The organism is Acidobacteriota bacterium (assembly GCA_028875725.1).
Lineage (GTDB): Bacteria > Acidobacteriota > Thermoanaerobaculia > Multivoradales > Multivoraceae > Multivorans.
In genome coordinates this window covers 1191794-1208910 of the sequence record JAPPCR010000006.1, presented here as the reverse complement: position 1 = coordinate 1208910, position 17117 = coordinate 1191794, and the positions used below count along the sequence as shown (strand labels likewise).

The following is a 17117-nucleotide window of genomic DNA, read 5'->3' as shown; positions in this document are numbered from 1 at the left end:
TAAGGAGGTCCGCGAGATGATCAGGAACGTCGCACGCTCCTTCTCCCACCGGCCGGGCGCGCTCGTCCTCGGCCTCGCAGCCTGCGGTTGCGCCGCTCCCTCGGGCGAGGAGGCAGGACCGGCGCCGACTCCGCCGCGGCCGAACATCATTCTCATGATGAGCGACGACCAAGGCTGGGGCGACGTCGAGTACTCCCAGCAGCTCGCCCCCGGCGACGTCTTTCCGGGCCACAGCGAGGTCAAGACGCCCGAGCTGCGCGCGATGGCGGCGGCCGGCCTCCAGTTTCACCGCATGTACTCGCACGGTTCGAACTGCAGTCCGACCCGGTCGTCCTTCGTCACCGGCCGCTCGCCGCGGCGCAACCACGTCGACATGGCCTACAACGACGGTCTCCGCAACCTGGAACTGACGATCGCCGAACTGGCCCAGACCCAGGGCTACATGACCGGACACTTCGGCAAGTGGCACATCGGCAACCTGAACCGGACACCCGAACCCGACGCGGACGATCTCGCGCGCTGCGGCGGCCGTTGCTTCGGCCGGAGCGGCGGCGACTTCTATTCGGCGCCGTGGCATCACGGCTACGAGCGGACCTGGGCGTCCCCGCAGGCGCTGCCGACCTTCGAGCCGATGCGCATCGACCCCGCGGGGCCTCTCCCCAGCGAAGGCAACCACATCGGGGCGCACTACTGGACCGGCCACGAGCAGCACATCGACATCGACTCCCCCACCCTCGCCGGCGACGCCTCCGCGATCCTGGTCCGGGAGACGATGCGGTTCATCGACGACGCCGTTGCCGCCGAGCGCCCCTTCTTCGCCGTCGTCTGGTTCCATCCGCCGCACAGCCCGCATCGCCTCGACCAGGCGACTCTCGACCAGTTCTACTCCTCCGAAGAGCAGAGCCAGATGAACGACTACGAGAAGGCCTACTACTCCGGCATCACGGCGATGGACAGGGAGATCGGCCGCCTGCGCGCCCACCTGCGAACGCTCGGCATCGAAGACGACACGCTGGTGGCCTTCACCTCCGACAACGGGCTTTCGGGGTCCGTGAGACTCGACGACCGGGACGAGGCGAAGGCCGGTCTGCGCGGATTCAAGGGCTCCATATGGGAGGGCGGGGTCCGGGTACCGGGCATCGTCGAGTGGCCGGGGCGGATCGCTCCCGGCGAGACCTCCACCCCGATGATCACGAGCGACTACCTGCCGACGCTCCTCGACATCTGGGAAGTCGACCTGCCCGACTCGCGGCCGCTCGACGGCGAGTCGATGTCCGAAGTCATCTTTGGTGATCGCTCGGCGCCGCGCCTGGGCCGTCTCCGTTTCGACGACTGCGACGACCCGGTTCCGGAACGCGCCGCCGGCGAGCCCGAGGACTGCGACAGCGCCGGCCGGGGCCGCGGCGGCCGGGGACTAATGACGGTGGGCGGCGGGCGCTCCATCCTCGACGACCGCTACAAGCTGATCTCGGTGACCAGCGGCCGGGAATGGGAGCTCTACGACCTGCTCGAAGACCCCCGCGAACAGACCCCGGTAGCCACCAACGCCGATGTCGACTCGAAGTCGCCAGAGATCCAGGCCATCTTCACCTCGCTTCTCGACGAGATCACGACCTGGTACGAGGTGGACACCGCGGCCAGCCGCGAGGGCGCCGACTACGACACCCGCATCGCAGCGGCCGACGGCGTCGACCTTCTCGGCGACGTCGGCGACGAGACCGTCCCCGGCGATCTCTCAGCCGCTCGCCGGACCTCCGCCGATCGTCCGGAACTGGTCGTCGAGAGGCAGTTCGCCACCCTCGGCGAGGACCTCGTTGTCGAGAGCGGCGGCGCCCCCGCCGCCTACGACAGCGACAACCCGCCGCCCGGCGCGACCGTACCCGCGGGCACCGTCGTCCACAGCTATCTGCTTCACTTCGCCCCCACCGAGACATCCGCACTGAATGGCGTCGAGATCGCGTTCGACGACCACATCCTCGGCGTCGCCGCGCGTTCGGCCAGCCTCGCCGCCAGCGACTTCCTTGCCTTCGCCAACCCCGACTTCGGCCCTCCGGCCGATCGAGGCACCCTGGTCGGCGAGTCCGACACCGACGGCTGGGAGATCCTCGCCGACGGGACGACGATCGTCATCGACCTGGGCGCCAGCGCCGATGATGTGGATCAGTTGCGGATCCTCACCGAAGCCGCCTTGCAGCGGGCCAAGTGAACAAGAACGTTCGTCGGCGCTCCGCCATCTGGCAGGCCTCCCTGGTCCTGGCACTGCTGGCAGCCGCCTCGACGGCAACCGGCGCCTTCGCCCAGTCAGGCGAGGGAAGCGCCGAGTGGCCCCATCATGGCCGCGACCACGCCTTCACCCGCTACTCGCCCCTCGACCAGATCGATGCCGGGAACTTCGAGCAACTCGAGGTCGCGTGGCGCTGGAAGTCGGCCGATCACGACCTGAGGGAGGAGCCGGGCACCTTCCGGGGCTCGGCGCTGATGATCGGCGGCCGGGTCTACATGGCGACCAGCCTCTGGCAGATTGTCGCCCTCGACGCCGCGACCGGTGAGGAACTCTGGCTCTACGACCCGAAGAGCTACGAGTTCCCGCAAGCCTACGGCGCCACTCCCCGAGGCCTCGAGTACTGGACCGACGGCGAGGCCGAGCGCATCATCTTCATCACCAGCGGCAAGCAACTGATCTCGCTGGACCTCGCCACGGGACGCCCCGACCCCGCCTTCGGAGAAGACGGCATCGTCGACCTGTCGGATGACCGCCTGGGCCGCGAGGAGGTCTTCCAGCGCGACATCAGCGCCGGCTCGCCCGGGATCGTGATTCGCGACACGTTCGTCGTGGGCTCGCGAATCGCCGATGCGCCGGCGACGAAGCAGGGTCTTCCGCCCGGCCACGTGCGTGCCTACGACGTCCGTACCGGCGAGCCGAAGTGGCGGTTCCACACGATTCCGCGGGAGGGCGAAGAGTTCACCGAGACGTGGCACAACGAATCCTGGAAGTGGGTAGGCGGCGCCAACGTCTGGGGAGCGATGGCCGGCGACGAGGAGCTCGGCTACGTCTACATCCCCACCACGACGCCGACCGGCAATCTCTGGGGCGGCCACCGGCCCGGCGCGAACCTCTACGCCGAGAGCCTGCTCTGTCTCGACGCCGAAACCGGCGAGCGGATCTGGCACTTCCAGACCGTTCATCACGGCATCTGGGACTGGGACATCGCCTCCGCCCCAGTTCTCGCAGACGTCGTGATCGACGGCCGGTTGCGGAAAATCGTCGCCCAGGTGTCCAAGACGGCTTTCGCCTACGTCTTCGACCGGGTCACGGGCGAGCCGATCTGGCCGATCGAAGAGCTCCCGGTGCCGCAGACCACGGTGCCCGGGGAGTGGACGGCTCCGACCCAGCCCTTCCCCACCAGGCCGGCGCCCTTCGATCTCCAGGGCGTGACGATCGACGATCTGATCGACTTCACGCCGGAACTGCGAGAGGAGGCGCTCGAGATCGCCGACGAGTTCCTCCTGGGACCGATGTTCACGCCCCCGATCGTCGCGGGCGAGGGAGGCAAGACGGCGACGCTCGCGGTGCCGGGGATGGCGGGTGGAGCGAACCATCCCGGCGCCTCGCTCGATCCGTTGACCGGCGTCCTCTACGTTCAGTCGCGAACGCAGCCGACCGGCGTGGCGGTTGCGCCGCCGGACCCGGCGCGCAGCGAGTGGAGATGGGTCAGCCGCGGCGGTCGTGTCGGAAGCCCCCAGGGACTGCCGCTCCTCAAGCCTCCGTATCAGCGGATCACGGCGATCGATCTGAACACCGGCGAGCACGCCTGGATGGTGCCGTTCGGCGAGGGACCGACCGACCACCCCGCCATCCGGCATCTCGATCTCGGCCCCCTCGGCAGCCGCCCCTCGAGCGGCAACCGCGAGGGTGGACTTCTGATCACGAGGACCCTGCTGATCACCTACGTGCCGAACTGGCCGAGCTGGGACGCTCGCGCCGCCAGGGGCAGCTACCTCCAGGCCTACGACAAGGCAACCGGCAAGCTCCTGGCGGAGGTGGAGACGGAGGCCACCCTGCACGGTGTACCGATGACCTACCTGCACCAGGGCCGCCAGTACATCGTCGTGCCCGCCGGCGGCAAGGTGGTTTCGAGAACCGCGCGCAGCGGCCCGGAGACCGCTCAACTCGTGGCCTTCGCCCTGCCGGCCGCGGAGAACGACATTCCGCGGATGCCGGGCGGCGAGCCCGATCTCTCAGGCACGTACACCGTCAACACGCTGACGCCCTTCGAGCGCCATCCGAGATACGGCGACGACCCCTACATGGGCGCCGACGACGCCAGGAGAATCGAGGAGTCCGCGGCCGCGAGGGCCGCCCAGCAAGGCCTCCCAAGTGACCCCGATCGTCCTCCGCCGCCGGATGGCGGCTACGCCGGCGGCCGGGTCACCGGCGCCAACGCCCTCTCACTTCTCGACATGGGCACGATCGTCTTCACGGTCGACGGCAGGCACCGGAACTCCGTCCTCACCGACCCACCGAACGGCCGCATGCCGCCGGTGACCGAGGCGGGAAGGAAGCGGCGGCCGGCATTCACGATCGCCGATCGCATGGGACCCCCGAATCCCGACGGCGCCTGGTGGCTGCGGGCGGACGAAGTCGCCGGGATACGAGGCCGGGCCATCCCGACGACGAATGGGGAACACCGGATCTTCGACGATCCGGAACTCATCGGCCTCTGGGAGCGATGCATCTACTCCGATCGGGCGACGATCCCGACCCTGCGAAGGGGCTACGGCGCCTACTACCGCATCACCCAGACCGCAACCCATGTCGTGATCCTGGCGGAGTTGATGCACGAGGCGCGCATCGTCCGCCTCGGCTCGGAGCACCCGCCGGAAGAAGTGCTCTCCTACGCCGGCGAATCGATCGGCCGGTGGGAGGGCGACACCCTGGTCGTCGACACGACGAACTTCCGCCGCAAGGGCGTGGCAAGGGGAGCGAACGAGCGACGCAAGAACGTCCGAAGTCCCGTCGGCGTGGCGCACGAGGGGCTGCGCATCGTCGAGCGCTTCACGCCGCAGGCGGACGGCAGCCTGTTCTACGAATTCAGCGTCGACGATCCCGACTACGAGGCGACCTGGGGCGGTTCGTTCCCGTGGCTGCACACCGACGAGCGCATCTACGAGTACGCCTGCCACGAAGGCAACTACTCGATGGGAATGACGATGCGCGGGGCGCGGCAGTTGGAGAAGGAGTGGGCGGAAAGGCGGTAGGAGAGTGGTCGCCGGCCTCCGGCCGGCGCCCTACCAGCTCAGCACGCCGGTACTCTGCCCGAACGACCCGGCCTCCAGCTCCATGTGCTGCAACATCGTGACGTAGAGGTTGGAAAGCGGCGCGTTGTCCTCGCTGTCGTGGGCGACATAGCGACCGTGGTCGAAGCCGCCGCCGGCGAGGAAGATCGGCAGGTTGCGGGTGTCGTGGGAGTTCCCGTTGCCGAGGTTGCTGCCGAAGAGGACCGCCGTCTGATCGAGCAACGTGCCGTCTGCCTCGCTGCATCCCTTGAGCTGCTCGAGAAGGCTGCCGAAGCACTTGACGATCTCCGTCTCGACCTTCCTCAACTGCACGATCTTCTCCGGATCCTGACCGTGGTGCGAGAGGTTGTGGTGCGTCCCCGAGACGCCCGGGATCTTCGGTACTTCCCGCAACTCCTGGATCATCACGGCGACGACACGGGTCGAGTCGGTCTGCAGGATCAGCGGGATGAGGTCCATCAGCAACTGGACGCGGCCGATGAGGTCACGCCGTTCCCGGACGTCGACGGGGGGCTCGCGATCCACCCGCGGCTTGGGCCGGTCGAGCCAGGCCCGGGCCTCGGTGATGCCTTTCTCGGCCGCGCGCACGGCCTCGAAGTACGAGTCCAGCCGTCCTCGATCAGCGGCGCTGGCGCGCCGGTCGAGCGCCTTTCTCTGCGAGCTCAGGCCGTCGAGGATGCTGCGTCCATCGCCGAGATCCCGCTTCTGCCGCTCGACCTCGTCGGCATCCCCCGCGAGGAACATCCGGGCGAATAGATTGGCGGGACTGGTCTCTGAAGGCACCATGACGCCCCGTCTCGTGAAGGACTGGCTCTGCGTGCCCTTGGCGCTCCGCTGCACCGTCGTGTCGGTGCCCAGCACGAGCGAAGGAAAGCGGGTCACATAGCCGAGCTCCCCGGCGGCAAACTGATCGACCGAGATCGTGTTGCGAAATCCGGCGAGTTCCGGGTGGCGGGCCGCGGTCAGCCAACTGACCTCGCTGCTATGGGCCTGGCGGCCGTTCTGGTCGTCGTGGGAAAGCCCCGAGAACAGGGTGTAGTCGCTCCTGTGGTCCCGAAGCAATTCCAGGTACTCGGTCGTTTCGTAGTCCCGACCCGCTGTGGCGGGAAAGAGCGACGGCGGGTGCAGGCCGAGTGCGTTGCATACGGTCACCATCCGCCGGGGCGCCGGGATCGCCGCCCGGGCCAGCGCCGGACTCATCGCTTCGAGGAGCGGGAGTGCCAGGGCGACCCCGGAAGTCCGGAGGAATGTGCGTCGGTCGAGGGGCTGGTTCATCGTTGCCGCTCCCTGAAGAGTGGGCTCTGGGTGACATTGTGGATGATCCCGCGCACGCCGTAGCCGCTCTCGCGGCTCTGCGCGACGAGCCGCGCGAGCTCGTCGCGGTCGGCAAAGCCGATCTCGGCGCCGGTCGCATAGACGACGAGCTGCGAGATGAAGTGGCGCGCTATCTGATCCTCCTCCTCCGCGAGCAGGAGTCGCTTGTACTCGGCGATGCCCGAGAAGGAACTGCCTTCCGGTGTGACGCCGCCTGAATCCACGGACGGCCCGTCCTTGTACTCCAGGATCGGGCGACCGTACAGGGTCCCAGTGGGCGTGTCGCCCTCGCCGCTGGAGCGGTAGCGCGTCCGGAAGCCGCCGGTCGGGTCGAAGGCCTCCAGTGCGAATCCCGGTGGGTCGATCGCGCGGTGACATACATTGCAAGTCGGGTCCCGGCGGTGTTTGGCGAGGATCTCGCGGATCGTCGTGGCGCCCCGGATGTCGGGCTCGACCGAGCCGGCGTTCGGCGGCGGCGGGTTCGGCGGCCGGCCCAGCAGGTTCGAGAGAACGAAGCTGCCGCGGAAGACCGGCGACGTCGTCGTGCCGTTGGCGGTGACCTTGAGAACGCTGGCCTGCGTCAGGACGCCGCCGCGCACACTGTCGTCGGGCAGCGACACCTTGCGCATGTGCTGCCCCTCCACCCCGGGGATGCCGTAGTGCTCCGCCAGGCGGCGGTTGAGAAAGGTGAAGTCGGAGTCGATCAGGTTCCGGACTCCGAGGTCGCTCTTCACGAGCTCGGTGAAGAACAGCCTCGTCTCCTCCTGGAGCGCGTGATGCAGCAGATCGTCGTACTCGGGATAGAGCCTCTCGTCGGGACTCGTGAGCTCGATCTCGTAGAGCCGCAGCCATTGGCCGACGAAGTCCCCAATGAAGCGCTGCGCCTTCTCGTCGTCGAGCATCCTCTCGACCTGCCGCGCCATCACCTCCGGCTCCGACCACCTGCCTTCCCGAGCCGCCGCGAAGAGCTCCTCGTCCGGCAGGCTCTTCCACAGGAAGTACGAGAGTCGGGTCGCGAGGGCGAAGTCGTCCAGTTCGCCGGGCCGGTCGTCGTGGTAGAGAAACTGCGGTGCGCTCAACATGGCGCGCAGCGGAACGCGAACGGCGTCGACGAACTCCCGTCCCGCGGCGATCGCGGGCCTGGCCAGGCTCGCGAAGGCGTCCACCTCACCCGCTTCGGCCGGCCGTCGAAACGCCAGCGGCACGAGGTGCGAGACGACGTCCACGACGTGCTCGTACGGTTCCTTCGTGAGCTGGAGATCGCCGGCGGCGTCGAACTCGATGCCGTCGAAGAGCCGGCGCGTCGACGGCGGCGGCCACCCATCGAGGAGCGGGCCTTCGATGGCGAGCGACCTGACCGCAACGCCCTCGCCCTTGTAGGTGGCGGCCCCGTCCACGAGGATCTCGGTGGGGTGGTAGAAGATCGGGTGATAGACCCGGTTGTTAAGCAGCCGCCGGCCCAGCCCTTTCCCCGCGGCCACGACCTGGGCCTCTGCCGACCAGTCTTCGACGGGGGCGTAGAAGCCCTCGACCTCCGTGTGCCAGTCGAGGTCGGCCACCTCGGGAAAGACGTAGTCGGTCGGGTGGAGGAAGGTCGTGGCTTCGAACGTGCCCGACTCCCCGTTCAGTAAGTCAAAGGCACCGAGCAACGTCCTGTCGCCGTTCGGGTTGGCACGAACGAGAAGGAGCGTGACCGGCGTCGATGCCTGGTAGGGATAGGCGTCGACGGTGACCCTGTACAGACCCGGATGCACGACCGAGAAGCCGTGGCTGTCGCTCCTCAGGTTTCTGGCCGAAAAGGACCCACTCGTGTTGTGGTGGTCTTCATCGACGAACATCGCGACGGCGTCATCGAGCTTCTTGCTGACGCTCTGGCGGACCATGTGGTACGAAGCCGGATTGCTCGGATAATCGATCAGGTGCGCCGCGCTCGCCGGACGCCCGCCAAGCCGGATCGCCGCATCGAGCGCACGATCGGCCGCTTCCAGGTAGCTGCGCAGGTGAAGCGGCGAGATCCCCTGCTCCGTCGCCAGCGTGTCGAACCCGGCGGACGCGCTCTCGGCCGGGAGCAGGCGCGCCAGGTCCTCCTCGATCAGGAGCAGGTCCTCGACGGTGTACTCGTACTCCAGCCCCGTCAGACGGCGCGGCGGCGTCTGTCCGGCGGCTCGAGCCGCCAGGTCCGCCGTCTCCAGATCTCTCGCCAGCGCACCGAGCGCCGCGTCGACGACCCGCCTCGGGGGTCGCCGCGTCCCGGGGGGAGGCATCTCGCCCGCCTCGAGACGCTCGAAGACCCGCACCCACTTCCGGAAGGTCCCCCGATCGTCGAGGTCGTAGCCCAGGTTCTCGAGATCGAGCGGCGTCTCGGTCTCGACGTCGTGACAGCGAAGACACGAGACATCGAGAAGACGCGCGACGTCGGCCTCGAGCGAACGGGCGGCGACCGTGCCGGGTAGGACGACGAGCGCCGCGAGGAGCACGGAGACGGCCGCAGGCGTTCCTCGGCGGCGTGAATCAACGCCGCGGCCTCTACGAACGCTCCGTGAGGACCACGTCACATCATCGACTCTCCGATGGCAGCCGGTAGGCGACCAGCTCGGGAACCCTGCCGCTGACCGTGAGGGCGATGTACTGGTGACCGTCGAGCAGGAAGGTCATCGGCGAGCCGAGCCCGCGGCCGGGCAGGTCGACCCCCGCCAGCGGTTCGCCGGTGGCCTTGTCGTAGGCCACGAGCTGTGGTCCATCGTCGGTCCCACCGCTGTTCAGCGCGTGGATCAGCAGCGTCCTGGTCAGCAGCGAACCGGCGCGGCTGTGATCGCCCCCGAGCGGCGGCAGATCGAGATCGCGCAGCAAAGGGTGGTCCTGATAACGGGCGCCCCGGCCCAGCGGCGTCGTCCAAAGGTGCTCGCCCCGAGTCATGTCGATGGCGACCATCGCGGAGTAGGGCGGTTTCCACAGCGGCAGCCCCCGCGGCATCGTGGGCTGCCGGGTCGGGTTGCCTCCGTCGAGAAACGCGACACCTCGAGCCACGGGCTCGAACTGCCCCCAGGACGTCGTGCGGCCGCGCATGATCCCACCGACCGGATCGGTGCGATCGGCGATGTAGCGGAGGTCGGTGCCGGCCCGTCCGTCACGGAAGCGGAGCACCGAGTGGCCGTTCGTGGAGGGGACGTACAGCACGCCCGTTTCGGGATCCACTGTGGCGCCCGACCAGTTCGCGCCTCCGCCCGCCGCCGGCCGGAAGATCGTGCCGCGTAGCGACAGCGGCGTGTAGAGCGGCCCGAGCCTGAACCCTCCGACGGCTTCGAGCGCCATCTGGCGAATCTCGGGAGTGAAGTCCACCAGATCCTCGATCCGGGCGCCCTGCACCGCAAACGGCGGCGGCTTGGTCGGGAACGGCTGGGTGGGAGACATGACCTCCCCTTCCAGGTCGGTGTCGGTCGGCACCGGGCGCTCCTCGATCGGCCAGACCGGCTCACCGGTCACCCGGTCGAAGGTGTAGACGAAGCCCTGCTTCGTGACCTGGGCGACCGCCTTGATCCGACGTCCGTCGACGGTGATGTCGAGCAGATTCGGCGCCGTCGGGCTGTCGTAGTCCCAGACTTCGTGGTGAATGAGCTGGTAGTGCCAGACCCGCTCGCCCGTCTCGACATCGAGACAGACGATGCTGTTGGCGAACAGGTTGTCGCCCAGGCGATGGCCGCCGTAGTGGTCCGGAGACACGGCGGAGGTCGGCACGTAGACGTAGCCGAGTTCCGGGTCGGCGCTCAGATTGGCCCACGCGTTGCCGTTGCCGGTTCTGCGCCACGATTCGTCTTCCCAGGTGTCGGCGCCGAACTCGTCGGCGCTCTGCGGCACGATGTGGAACTCCCACAGCCGCTTCCCGGTCCGCACGTCGTGGGCGAAGATGAAGCCGGGCACCGCCTCCCTGGACATGATGAAGTCGGTGTGGTTGGTTCCCAGGACGATCGTGTCGCCGACGATGAGCGGCGCCGCCGACCGCGAGCCGACCGGCAACTGGAAGGGCTGGCCGCGGGGCGAGCGCGGCAGATCGGCGACGAAATCGACCCGCCCGTTGTCTCCGAAGTCCGCGGCCGGCACCCCGGTCCTGGCGTCAACGGCGATCAGGTACCCCGCGCCGGTTCCCCACACGATGCGGGCTTCGCCGTCTCCTTCCCAGTAGGCCGCCCCTCGATGGCCTCTGCTGGTCGGAAGCGCGGAGCTCTCGTAGGTGCGCGGGTCGTGAACCCAGATCGTCTCTCCGGTGCGCCCGTCGATCGCCGCCGCCTGCTCGACGCTCGTGATCAGGTACAGCACACCGTCGACCGCGAGCGCCGTCGAGGACATCGCGCCGAACCCCGGACGCCGCAGCCACAGGTCTGGTTGCTGCTCCGCCACGCGGTCGAACACCACCCCCGACGGCACCAGCGACGCGCCGCTGTCGTCCGCCAGGACGAGATGGGTATCCACCGTCTTCCAGCGCCAGGCGATCTCCAGGTCGCCGAAGTTGTCGGCGTCGATCTGGTCCAGCGCCGAGTACTTCGAGGCCCAGGTGTCCCCGGCGTAGGTCCGCCAGTCGCCGTCGGTCGCACCCGGCTGTGCCGAACCGGAGCCGGACGCCAACCCGCAGACGAAGACCAGGCGCAGCGCGAGGCGGATGGATGCCTGCATCGTGGGAATCTCCATGTTGCCCGCCTTGAGGCGAGCGTGTCAAGAATGGCGGTAGACGCGGCAAGATTCTGGCGCTACAATCGAAGAAACATTCCAACCACGTTGGAGCCGCCCCGAGGAGCGAACGGCCGGCCGCCAACCAGCATCCTCCGCGAGATGATGCCGGAGACCAGGGCGGAGCCGGCCGTTGAAGAGGGCCAGGCCCCCTACCACCTCCCGGGTCGGAAACTCATGGAGGTGGAGCTATGAAGATCGCCGCCCTCAAGCGCAGCATCTGGATGCTCTTCGTCATCGCCTGCGCGGCCCTGCCGCTCTGGGCCGACGGTCCGGGCACGGGAATGATCGAAGGCCGGGTGCTCGACGCCCAGGGAGACCCGCTGCCGGGCGCCAGCGTGACGCTGGCAGGACAGCAGAACACCAGGGACGCGATCAGCGACGCGGCCGGGGAGTTCCGCTTCAGCCTGCTGCTCGACGGCGTCTTCACCCTCAGCGCCGAACTCGAAGGTCTGGGCTCGAGCAGCGAAGTCGCCGTCACGCTCGATCCCGGCGCGCGCCGCGCCGTCGACCTCACCTTGCGGGGCGGCGAAGCCGAGGAAATCCAGGTCGTCGCCGAAGCGCCCATGATCAACAAGTACGAGCCCGGGGCGACGGCGAGGATCGACGCCGAGACCGCCGAGCTGACGACGTTCATCACGCGTCACCACGTCAACAGCCTGGCGGTCCTGCCGGCCAACTCCGGCTCCAAGCAGCAGGACTGGCTCAACAGCTTCATGGGCGGTCCCCGCGACGGAGGCACGGTGAACATCGACGGCGTCGACGTCAGCCAGGTCACGGGCAACTACGGCGTGTTCAAGTTCAAGATGGCGACCACGCAGGTCGCCGCGACCGAGGTTCATACCCAGGGGCGCGGCGCCGAGTACGGGCGCACCCAGACGGCCACGATCAACACGGTGATCAAGTCGGGCACCAACCAGTTGCACGGCGACTTCTACTACGTCGCCCAGAACCAGGCGTGGGTGGGCGAGTTTCGGGACTACCCCGATCTGAACGGCCCCGACGAGATCATCAACAACTACGAGACCGCTCTCGGCGGCCCGATCTACCGCGATCGCGCCTGGTTCTTCGCGGCCCACGCCGAACTGTCCGATAACAGGATCCGGGGCGCCAGCACGAACTCGAACCCGGACGTCATCGCGGACCCGGTCTTCGACTGGAGCTACAAGGGGTCATCGACGGTCGCCAAGGTCAACTTCCAGCCGGGAGATGACCATCAGCTCGCCGCGACCTACGTGCGCACGCCGGGTTACCGCGAGGGCGGGGGCAACCGAACGGGGGACCTGTTCAGCCTGAACGGGCGCCAGGAAACGGCCGAGTTGAACACGGCGTTGTGGAACTGGGCCGCCACCCCGAAGGTCTTCGCGGAGCTCAAGGTCGGCGACAGCACGGACACTCGCACCGACAACTGTCTCCATCGCAAGGACAGTCTCTCGGGTGGAGATCCGCACACACCGTCCAGCAACAACTTCCGCTACTACGACCTCGCCACCCGGCTCTTCTTCAATGGCTGCCTTGTTGGCGGCCCGTCCGGCCGGTTCTCGGACGGTCCCCGCCAGCAGATCAACGCCTACGCGACGATCTTCGCCGGCAAGAACCACGAGCTTCGTCTCGGCGCCGAGCGCCACGTCATGGGCCTCGACAACCGCAACTGGCCCGAGAGGGAGTACAGCGGCCGCGGCTTCGGCTACGACGTTCCCGGTGGCTTCACCACCCCCGAGACCGTCACGGTCTACGCGCCGCCGGACGGAGGACTGTTCCGCCGCGAGAGCGAGCTGAACACCCTGTTCATTCAGGACCGGATCGATATCGGAGACAAGTGGGTCGTCACCGCCGGATTGCGGCTCGAGGGCCAGTCGATGGACAACAACATCGGGGAACAGGTCAACGACTACGACGAGCTGGCGCCCAGATTGAGCGTCGTCTACGACGCGAACGCCGACGGCCGGATTCTGGTCCGCGGCACCGCCGGGCGTTACCTGAATCTCTTCAACATGTCGCTGACCCAGAACTTCGACCAGGGCTCGAACGGCACGAACACCCGCCAGGTCTTCAACTGGAATCCCGCGACCCAGTCCTACGACATCCTGAACAGCTCCATCGTGGCCAGCGCCGGGAGGGAGGCAACGAGGAACCTGGAACCCGAATACTCAGACGCGTACACCCTCGGCGTCGACTGGCAGTTCCACCGCAACTGGGTCGCCAAGGCCATGTACACCGTGAGCGACAACGACAACATCTGGGCTACGACCGTCCAGTTCGACGAGAACGGAAGGCGGGTCTTCGCATTGGCAAACTGGACCCAGGCCGAGGTCAACCGGCTGTCCTCCCTGCACGGAGTGCCGTCGCGCCTGCCCCTGACGCGCGAGCACGAGGGTTTCATCCTCGAACTCAACCGCAACTTCCGGAACAACTGGACCTTGCGCGCCAACTTCTACGCAGGCGATGCGAAGGGCACTGAGGCTGCCGGAAACTACATACAGGCCATAGGCGGCGTTGGGACCGACGGCAGTAGCGATGTGAACACCCGCAACAAAGGGAACCTCCCGATCGCCAACAACTCGGAGTTTCCGGAGATCTTCAACCTCCTCGCTGCCAAGCGCTGGCCGATCGGCAAACACACGCTCACCACGAGCGCCCACTACCGCTTCCGAACCGGCCGGCTATGGGAGTCTCAGCGGTACGTCTTCATTTCCCACCCGGTGTCTGGCCAGAGGGAACGAGTCATCGAGTTTCTCGATCCCCAGGGTTCCAAGCAGCTTGACACCGCTACGGAGCTGAACCTCAATGCCAGTTGGATCTTCCCGCCGATCAACGGCAAGTACGAGATCAAGGTCGGCGCGGAACTCGCCAACGCCCTCAACGGGGACGCCCAGTTGTTCGTGAATCCGGTGTCGGGCCTGCCCACCGGCAGGGGCGGCGGCGACATTGCCTACCAGAGGCCGTCGGAGTACCGCTTCAACGTCGCCTTCAGCTTCTAGAAGCAGCCGAGTCTACGGTCTAGTCGCAGCACAACTGACTCCCGCCAGGGTGTCGAACATCGACGGCAGCGATGCTCCCGGCGGATGCTCGAAGTACGTCACGTACAGGTGGCGGTTGCAGTGCCACAGCATCGCCGAGATCGTCTCGCCCCGGGTCAGGTAGCGAGTCTGTCGCTCCACTTCGACCGTGCCGAGAACAGCCGATCCCAGGGAACTCGCGATCGCCGCGAACTCCTCGACCGGTGGCTCCGTTTCTCGCGGGTGTCCACGGACCACCAGCAGGTTCTCTCCGTCGGTGAAGATGACGTGCTTCGTCAGTTCGAGCGCCAGACGAAGGCTCGCGGAATCCTCACCGCGAATCGTGTACTCGTAGGCGTACTCGACCTCCGCAAGGGGCATGTCGATCGTCGCGTTGAGACCCAGAAAGGACAGTGCGTCGCCCGAAACGGGAGCGGTCACGGGGGGTGACACCGTCGTCGTCGCGCCGCCGCCGCTCGTGTGCGCGAGAATGGCACCCAGACTGCTCGTCGTCCGCCCCACCCTGTTCCTTGCCGTCCTGAACTCGATGATCGGTCGGTTGTCCGTGTTGACCGGCGCGCCCGCGGCGTAGGAGTCGAGAGCCTCGTCGTGCGCAACGAAGAACGAGAAGAAGACATCCGGATCCGTGAACGGCGCGCGGTTCGACAATTCGGCGATCGCCTCCATGTCGGAACGGATGACCGGTTCTCGCAATGCAGCCGCGATCCCTTCGTAGTCCCTGGCGATGGGTGCTTCCGAGGCCAACAGGAAGAAATCCACGCCTCTCGCGTCGGCCCACGCCTGGACATGGGGAAACGCTGTCGCGAGCGTTCGCAGGGAGACCTTCAGATCCTCCGGGTTGAAGTCGTAGGCGCCGATCCACTGCAGGAACAGTCCCCCCTCGTTGAGACGCTCGGCGACAACCGAGTAGAACTCCCTGGTGAAGAGGAAGACCTCCCCGTCGATCCAGGGGTTGGAAGGCTCGGAAACGATGACGTCATAGGTCCGCTCGGTCGTGGAGAGAACGTCCCTCGCGTCGCCTACGGTGAGTTCGACTCGTTCATCGGCAAGGGCGTTCCGGTTCTCGACCTCAAAGAGCCCCGCAGCCTCGACGACCGTCGGGTTCAGCTCGAGCACGTCGATCCTCTCCACCGCAGGGAGACTCTCGACCGCGGCCAGGGTGATCCCGCTGCCGAGGCCGATGATCGCCACGTCCTTCGGGTCCGGGTGCATGAGACTGGGGATGTACCCCAGGAGAAGCTGGGTAGGAACGTCCAAACCCGTTCCGGCATCGACTTTCCCGTCGATCATGAGGACCTTGACCGGGCCCTCTTCTTTCACCACGACGGAGCCGTACAGGCCGTAGTCGGAGAACGAGATGCCGGCGGCTGCTCTCTCTCGTGCAAGCGCCTCCCGGTACTCGCTCGCGGTCTCGAACCGCCCATGCTGGTGGTAGATGCCAAAGCGGTAGGGATCGACTTTCGCGCCGGACAGAGACGCCGCAAGAAGAGCCACGACGGCGAAGGCGCCGCCGTAGGCGAGCCTGCCGCCCTTGCCGGCAGCAAGAAAGACCACCGCCGAGATGAGGAGGTTCAGCGCGACGGCCACGAGGATCGCTCGTTCCAGGCCGATCACCGGCAGCAGAACGAAACCGCCCACAAAGGCGCCGGCCACTCCACCCAGAGTGTTGATACAGAACAGCTTTCCGACATCCGTGCCGATGTTCTCTGCACGGGTGATCAACCGACTCACGACCGGAAAGGTCATCCCCATGAGCAGGGTCGGCACCAGGAGGACCAGGTACGCGAGGAGGAGCAGGAGCGAGTGGAAGACGCCGAAGCTGCCGCCCGAAACGTTGTAGATCGCGAGGTACGCGATGTCCAGATTGTTCAGGATCGGGACGAAGAGCAGCCCGTAGGCGCCGATCCCGAGCTGAACGTACGCGAACAGCGTGGCGAGATCCGTCTTCCGGAAGCGCTTCGCCAGCAGGCTGCCGAAACCCATTCCCGTGAGAAAGGCGGTCAGGATCAGGCTGTACGCGTAGACCGTGCCGCCGACGAAGAGAATCAACCCCTTCGTGAACATGACTTCGTACACGAGTGCGGCGAAGCCCGAGAAGAAGAAGGCACTCAGGAGCAGCGACCTCAGCTTCATCGCTCCCTCCCCTGGTAGAGCACGAAGCCGGCCAGCAGGTTGAGCGCGGCGGCCAGCACGATCGTCTGAGAGAGGCCCAGGTACGGCAGGAAGAGAAACCCTCCCACCATGGCGCCGGCGCCGGCGCAAATCGTGTCCACCGCGTACACGTCCGAGATGTCGCGGTCGAAGTTCCTGGAGTAGATCTTCGTCATCAGCGGGAACGTGGCGCCCATGATTCCCGTCGGCACGATGAGGAGAAGGAAGACGATGCCGAACATGATGAACAACATCGCGGAAGAGCCCTGGAGCTGGCTGAACAGAGCCAACCGGACGCCGTAGGTGAACTCGAAGAGGGGTATGAGAAGAACACCGCAGGCGCCAAGCGCGAACTCGAGCTTCGCGAAGATCAGGACGGGTTTCTTCGTCTGATCGGCGATCCTTCCGAAGCCGTACGCTCCGAGGGCCAGACCCGCCATGAACGCAGTGAGGACCGCGGTGAAGGCGTAGATCGTCGTCCCGAACACGAGCGACAACGAGCGCGACCACGCAACCTCGTAGACGAGGGAGGAGAACATGGAGAGGCCGAACACCAGAAGGAGAAGGCGTCTCCCTGGGCGGAGGCGGAGTGAAGTGGTTCTCAGGGCTGTA

8 protein-coding genes are annotated in these 17117 nt (G+C 67.0%); 3 read left to right on the top strand and 5 right to left on the bottom strand.

Annotated elements, in window-relative coordinates:
- Nucleotides 1-16: 16 nt before the first annotated feature.
- Both OXI49_06890 and OXI49_06885 read left to right on the top strand, forming a co-directional pair.
- Nucleotides 17-2206, top strand: a complete 2190-nt coding sequence (locus OXI49_06890) for a sulfatase-like hydrolase/transferase (protein ID MDE2690227.1) — start codon at nucleotides 17-19, stop codon at nucleotides 2204-2206.
- Nucleotides 2203-5259, top strand: a complete 3057-nt coding sequence (locus tag OXI49_06885; protein ID MDE2690226.1) for a PQQ-binding-like beta-propeller repeat protein — start codon at nucleotides 2203-2205, stop codon at nucleotides 5257-5259. Before OXI49_06890 ends, OXI49_06885 begins: the two co-directional genes overlap by 4 nt.
- Before the next feature lie 30 nt (nucleotides 5260-5289).
- Here OXI49_06885 and OXI49_06880 read toward each other — a convergent pair whose 3' ends face one another.
- The 3 genes from OXI49_06880 to OXI49_06870 form a co-directional block, all read right to left on the bottom strand.
- On the bottom strand, nucleotides 5290-6573 hold the full coding sequence (locus tag OXI49_06880; protein ID MDE2690225.1) for a DUF1552 domain-containing protein: 1284 nt from the start codon (nucleotides 6571-6573) through the stop codon (nucleotides 5290-5292).
- On the bottom strand, nucleotides 6570-9089 hold the full coding sequence (locus OXI49_06875) for a DUF1592 domain-containing protein (GenBank protein ID MDE2690224.1): 2520 nt from the start codon (nucleotides 9087-9089) through the stop codon (nucleotides 6570-6572). The genes OXI49_06880 and OXI49_06875 overlap by 4 nt, the downstream gene beginning before the upstream one ends.
- A 79-nt stretch (nucleotides 9090-9168) precedes the next feature.
- The gene (locus OXI49_06870) at nucleotides 9169-11295 is read right to left on the bottom strand and encodes a PQQ-binding-like beta-propeller repeat protein (GenBank protein MDE2690223.1); all 2127 of its coding nucleotides are present in this window, start codon (nucleotides 11293-11295) and stop codon (nucleotides 9169-9171) included.
- A gap of 230 nt (nucleotides 11296-11525) precedes the next feature.
- Between OXI49_06870 and OXI49_06865 the strand changes: the two genes are divergently transcribed.
- The gene (locus OXI49_06865; protein ID MDE2690222.1) at nucleotides 11526-14315 is read left to right on the top strand and encodes a TonB-dependent receptor; all 2790 of its coding nucleotides are present in this window, start codon (nucleotides 11526-11528) and stop codon (nucleotides 14313-14315) included.
- A gap of 12 nt (nucleotides 14316-14327) precedes the next feature.
- Here OXI49_06865 and OXI49_06860 read toward each other — a convergent pair whose 3' ends face one another.
- Nucleotides 14328-16487 carry a fused MFS/spermidine synthase gene (locus OXI49_06860; protein MDE2690221.1) on the bottom strand — a complete coding sequence of 720 codons (2160 nt, stop codon included), beginning with the start codon at nucleotides 16485-16487 and terminating at the stop codon, nucleotides 14328-14330.
- On the bottom strand, nucleotides 16484-17059 hold the full coding sequence (locus OXI49_06855; protein ID MDE2690220.1) for a fused MFS/spermidine synthase: 576 nt from the start codon (nucleotides 17057-17059) through the stop codon (nucleotides 16484-16486). The genes OXI49_06860 and OXI49_06855 overlap by 4 nt, the downstream gene beginning before the upstream one ends.
- Nucleotides 17060-17117: the final 58 nt, after the last annotated feature.

Bases quoted from the DNA above. Each gene is read 5' to 3' on its own strand.
- OXI49_06890 (MDE2690227.1), top strand. From the start codon at position 17: ATGATCAGGAACGTCGCACGCTCCTTCTCCCACCGGCCGGGCGCGCTC.
- OXI49_06880 (MDE2690225.1), bottom strand. From the start codon at position 6,573: ATGAACCAGCCCCTCGACCGACGCACATTCCTCCGGACTTCCGGGGTC.
- OXI49_06870 (MDE2690223.1), bottom strand. From the start codon at position 11,295: ATGGAGATTCCCACGATGCAGGCATCCATCCGCCTCGCGCTGCGCCTG.
- OXI49_06865 (MDE2690222.1), top strand. From the start codon at position 11,526: ATGAAGATCGCCGCCCTCAAGCGCAGCATCTGGATGCTCTTCGTCATC.
- OXI49_06860 (MDE2690221.1), bottom strand. From the start codon at position 16,487: ATGAAGCTGAGGTCGCTGCTCCTGAGTGCCTTCTTCTTCTCGGGCTTC.